The 5,172-nt window shown below is 37.8% G+C and carries 1 pseudogene; it reads left to right on the top strand.

The annotated features are described in order from the left end of the window. Nucleotides 1-5,172, top strand: a pseudogene (locus HNS40_RS21510) (hypothetical protein); the annotation flags it as partial.

Genomic DNA, 5,172 nt, shown 5'->3' with positions numbered 1-5,172 from the left:
GAGCAACTACAGAGGATCTTTCAGGATTATCTGGAGGAAACTTTAGTGTAACTGTAACGGATGCCAATGGATGTACAACTACATCTGGCCCTCATAGTGTTTCTGAGCCTTCAGTATTAGCTGTTATAGGTACTGAAACAAATATATTATGTTTCGGTGAGTCTACAGGTGCTATTGATGTGACCACATCAGGAGGAACCACAGATTATACTTATTTATGGAGTAATGCAGCGACAACTGAAGATATTTCTTCCCTAGCTGCAGGAACTTATACCATAAGTGTAACTGATGCAAATGGTTGTACAACTTCAGATTCTTGGACAATTGCTGAGCCAGCTGCTGCACTTAGTGTAACTCTATCTTCATCTACGATGGTTGATTGTAACGGAAGTGCTACTGGTGAATTGACTGCAGCTGTTGCTGGAGGAACTCCTGCTTATACCTATTTATGGAGTAATTCAGCTACAACAGCAGGCATAACAGGATTATTAGCTGGAGACTATACCGTGTCTGTAACTGATAATAATGGTTGTACTACTTCTGATACTTATACAGTAACAGAACCTACAGTGCTAGATTTTACTTCGTTTGTTACTGATGTTTCTTGTAATGGATTATCTGATGGAGAAATTGAAATCAACGCCACTGGCGGAACTGGTGCTTATGAATATCGCATCAAACTTCAAAGCGAAGCCACTTGGACTCAACCATGGCAACCTTCTAGTACTTTCTCAGGTTTAGCTAGTGAGACCTATCGCGTTAGAGTTAGAGATGCCAATGGATGTACTATTACAAAAACAGTTACCGTTGATGAGCCAGATGTTTTGGCGGTTTCTTTAAACACTCAAACCAATGTATCTTGTAATGGTGCCAATGATGGTGCTATTGATGTAGATGTTACTGGTGGAAATAGTCCTTATACTTATTTATGGGACAATGGAGCTACAACAGAAGACATTACAGGATTAACTCCTGGTACTTATACTTTAACTGTTGATGATAATCTAGGATGTGGTCCAGTTGTTAGTGCTACTTATACAATAACAGAACCTGATGTTCTTGATTTCACATTTACTACTACTGATGTAGATTGTAATGGAGCTGCTAATGGAGAAATTGAGGTTTCTGCAACAGGTGGTACTGCTCCATATGAATATCGCATCAAACTTCAAAGTGGTACTTGGGACGAAGCTTGGCAAAGCTCTAATATTTTCTCTAATTTAGATGGAGAAGTATATCGTGTTAGAGTAAGAGATGCCAATGGTTGCTTGATAACTAAAACAGTTACCATTGACGAACCTACAGCTCTTGATATTACTTTGGTTGATGCTGATGATATTACTTGTTTTGGATCAGGTGATGGTTATATTGACCTGACTGTAAGTGGTGGAACTGTTTCCTATACTTATTCATGGTCAAGTACAGCTGCTGGTTTTGTTGACCCAGAAACTGAGGATTTATCAGGCTTAGAAGCTGGAGATTATACCTTGGAGGTGACAGACAGTAATGGATGTGATCTTACAAGTTCAGTTTATACAATTAGTGAACCTGCAGAGCTAGATAATACTTCAGTAAGAAATCAAAACGTAACATGTTTTGGTGGTACTGATGGAATTATTGATTTAGCCGCAACAGGAGGTATAACAGATTATACTTTCACTATTGCACCAGTCGCAGGTAGCCTAGTAGGAACACAGTTTGTGAATCTTCCTGCAAATAGCTATACGGTAACAGTTACAGATTCAAATGGATGTGATGATGATGAAGTGGTCTTTATAGGCCAACCAGAACCATTTACTTATGTTGTTACTCCAACTGATGCTACTTGTAATGGAGGAGCTGATGGTTCTATTGAAGTAAAAGTTGAAGGAGGAAACTCAGGACCAACTGAAATTTCAATTGACAATGGTTCTACTTATGAAACAGGAGTTTGGAACGGTGTTGATTTTTATGTTTATACCTTTACCGGACTTACTGCAGGTACTTATAATGTATCAGTGATGGATACAGAAGGTTGTACAGGTGATTATGACAACGGTGGCGGAAGTAATGCTGTTGTTATTGGAGAGCCAACTGCTATCACTTATGATTTTGTTGGTGAACAACCCGTTGTTCCTTGTTTTGGTGATCAAAATGGAGAAATTCAAATTTTGGTATCTGGTGGAACTCCTGGTTATGAATATTCTATAGATGGAGGCGTGACTTATCAAGCTAGCAATGTTTTTGATAATTTATTCGCCGGATTCTATGAAATCTGGGTAAAAGATGCTGCAGGTTGTGAAGTAGCTTATCCATTAAATGATTTCGAAGTTACAGAACGTCCAGAAGTTCAAATCGACGATGTTTTTGTTACTGATGTCACTTGTTTTGGTGGTTCAGATGGAGAACTAGAGATTATTGCTAGTGGTGGTTTTGGTGCTTTTGAATATTCAATTGACGGAAACCCATATCAAACCTCAAATATTTTCACAGGTTTAACACAAGGTGACCATACTATTTTAGTAAAAGATAGTGATGGTTGTACCATAGACCCTGCTGAAACATATACCGTAGGTGTAGGTGATGATATTGATCCAGTAGCTGTTTGTAATCCTATAACAGTAGAACTAGATGCTACAGGAAACTATATGTTAACATCATTAGATATTGATGCTATCGGATTAGGTTCTTCTGATAATTGCGCTATCGCTACAATGGCTGTATTACCAAATTCATTTACTTGTACCGACGCAGGTCCAAATACAGTAACATTAACAATAACGGACAGCAATGGTAATGATGCAACTTGTATGACAACTGTCACTGTTAATGATAATATTGCTCCCGTTGCAGTATGTAATCCTATAACAGTAGAATTAGATGCAACAGGTAACTATATGTTAACATCAACAGATATTGATGCTATAGGATTAGGTTCTTATGATAATTGTGCAATTGCTACAATGACAGTATTACCAAATTCCTTCACATGTGCCGACGCAGGTCCAAATACAGTAACATTAACAATAACGGACAGCAATGGTAATGATGCAACTTGTATGACAACTGTCACTGTTAATGATAATATTGCTCCCGTTGCCGTATGTAATCCTATAACAGTAGAATTAGATGCAACAGGGAACTATATGTTAACATCAACAGATATTGATGCTATAGGATTAGGTTCTTCTGATAATTGTGCAATTGTTACAATGACAGTATTACCAAATTCCTTCACATGTGCCGATGCAGGTCCAAATACAGTAACATTAACAGTAACGGACAGCAATGGTAATGATGCAACTTGTATGACAACCGTCACCGTTAATGATGTAACAGCACCTGTTATCGCAGGTTCATTATTAGATTCTAATATTGAAGGATGTGATGTCACAGCTTCTCCAGCAGAAACTACAGTTGCTGCTTTAGAAGCATTAGCAGGAGATTTAACGATAACAGATGCATGTTCTGCCTCAGCAGATATTACAATTAGTAATATTGATGTTGTAACAGGAAGTTGTCCAATGATGATAACAAGAACATATTCAGCTACTGACGAAAGTAGTAATACAAGTGTAGATTTTGTTCATGTATTATATGTTAATGATACTCAGGCACCAGTTGTTGCAGGAGCTATTGACGAAACAGTATTAGAAGGATGTGATGCCAGTGCAGCACCAGCCGCAGAAGCAACTGTAGCAGGAATTGAAGCATTAGCAGGCGGATTAACCATTACTGATGTATGTACCAACGATGCAGATATTATTGTATCAAGTGTAGATGTAGAAGTAGGAACTTGTCCAATCGTAATCACTAGAACATATACTGTAACAGACGAATGTGGAAACTTTGATAGTTTCGACCACGTGATTAAGATAGATGATACTTTCACTTTAGATGTTACTTCAACTGATGTTGTTTGTAATGGTGATGATAATGGTACCATTACTGTTGTGGCTACCGATGCTGTTTGTGATTTAACATATAGTATTGATGGAACTGATTATTCAAATACAGATGGTATATTTACAGGTCTTATTCCTGGCACATATCCTGTATCTGTTATGAATATACATGGTTGTGTAACTTCTTGGCCAACTGATATTGTAATCGGAGAACCTGATGTATTAGTTGTTGACAATGTTGTTACCTCAAATGTAACAGGATGTGAAGGTGATGAAAATGCTACTATAACTGTAATAGTTAGTGGCGGAACACCAGCATATATGTACTCTATAGACAATGCTACTACTTGGCAAGCATCAAATCTTTTCGAAGATTTAGCCGCCGGTGATTATGATATCTATGTGAAAGACGCCAATGATTGTATTAGCGGATGGGGAATAACAATTCATGTAAATGAACCAGCTCCAATCGTTATTGCTTTAGATGGAATCACTAATGTAGATTGTTTTGGAAATAGCACAGGATCTGTACATATGACAGTTTCAGGTGGAACACCAGACTTTAGTTATGAGTGGGTAGGACCTGATGGATTTACTGCTGATACCGAAAGTATTAACGGTTTATTACCTGGCGATTATGTATTGACAGTAACTGATGCCAATGATTGTGTCGAAATTTCAGGACCTCATACAGTGACAGAGCCTTTATCAGCTTTAGTTATTGATGAAGTATTGGTAACAGATGTTAGCATTTGCGCCGGTAATATGAATGCAAGCATTGAAATCGCAGCTAGTGGAGGAACACCTAATTATTTATATTCTATCGACAATGGAGGAAGCTATTTTGTGAATCCAGTATTCGAAGAATTAGGAGCAGGTGTTTATGAAATCTTAGTACGTGATGCTAATGGTTGTGAAACTGTTCTAGAAGAATCTATTACAATTACTCAGCCTGATGCTATTGATATTGTATCAGTAGATGTGGTTAATGTGATGGGCTGTTTTGGAGATGCTAGTGGCGAGATTCATATCAATGCTACAGGAGGAACTGGAATATTGAGATACTCTATAGATAATGGAGACACTTATCTAATAAATGGCGGTGTATTCACAGGTCTAGCAGCTGGAACTTATCAAGTGAAAGTGAAGGACAATAATGGATGTAGAGTTCTTTATGATATGCCAACAGTAATTACCGAACCTGCTTTATTAGAAGTAGTTGAAGTAATACTTACAGATGTAAGTGGATGCTACGGAAATACCAATGGTATGATTGAAGTAGCTGCTA

Origin of the sequence: Lentimicrobium sp. S6, assembly GCF_013166635.1 — a bacterium.
Classification (GTDB): domain Bacteria; phylum Bacteroidota; class Bacteroidia; order Bacteroidales; family UBA12170; genus UBA12170.
Note: the sequence above shows the minus strand (reverse complement) of the source record. Positions and strands in the feature narration are given on the sequence as shown.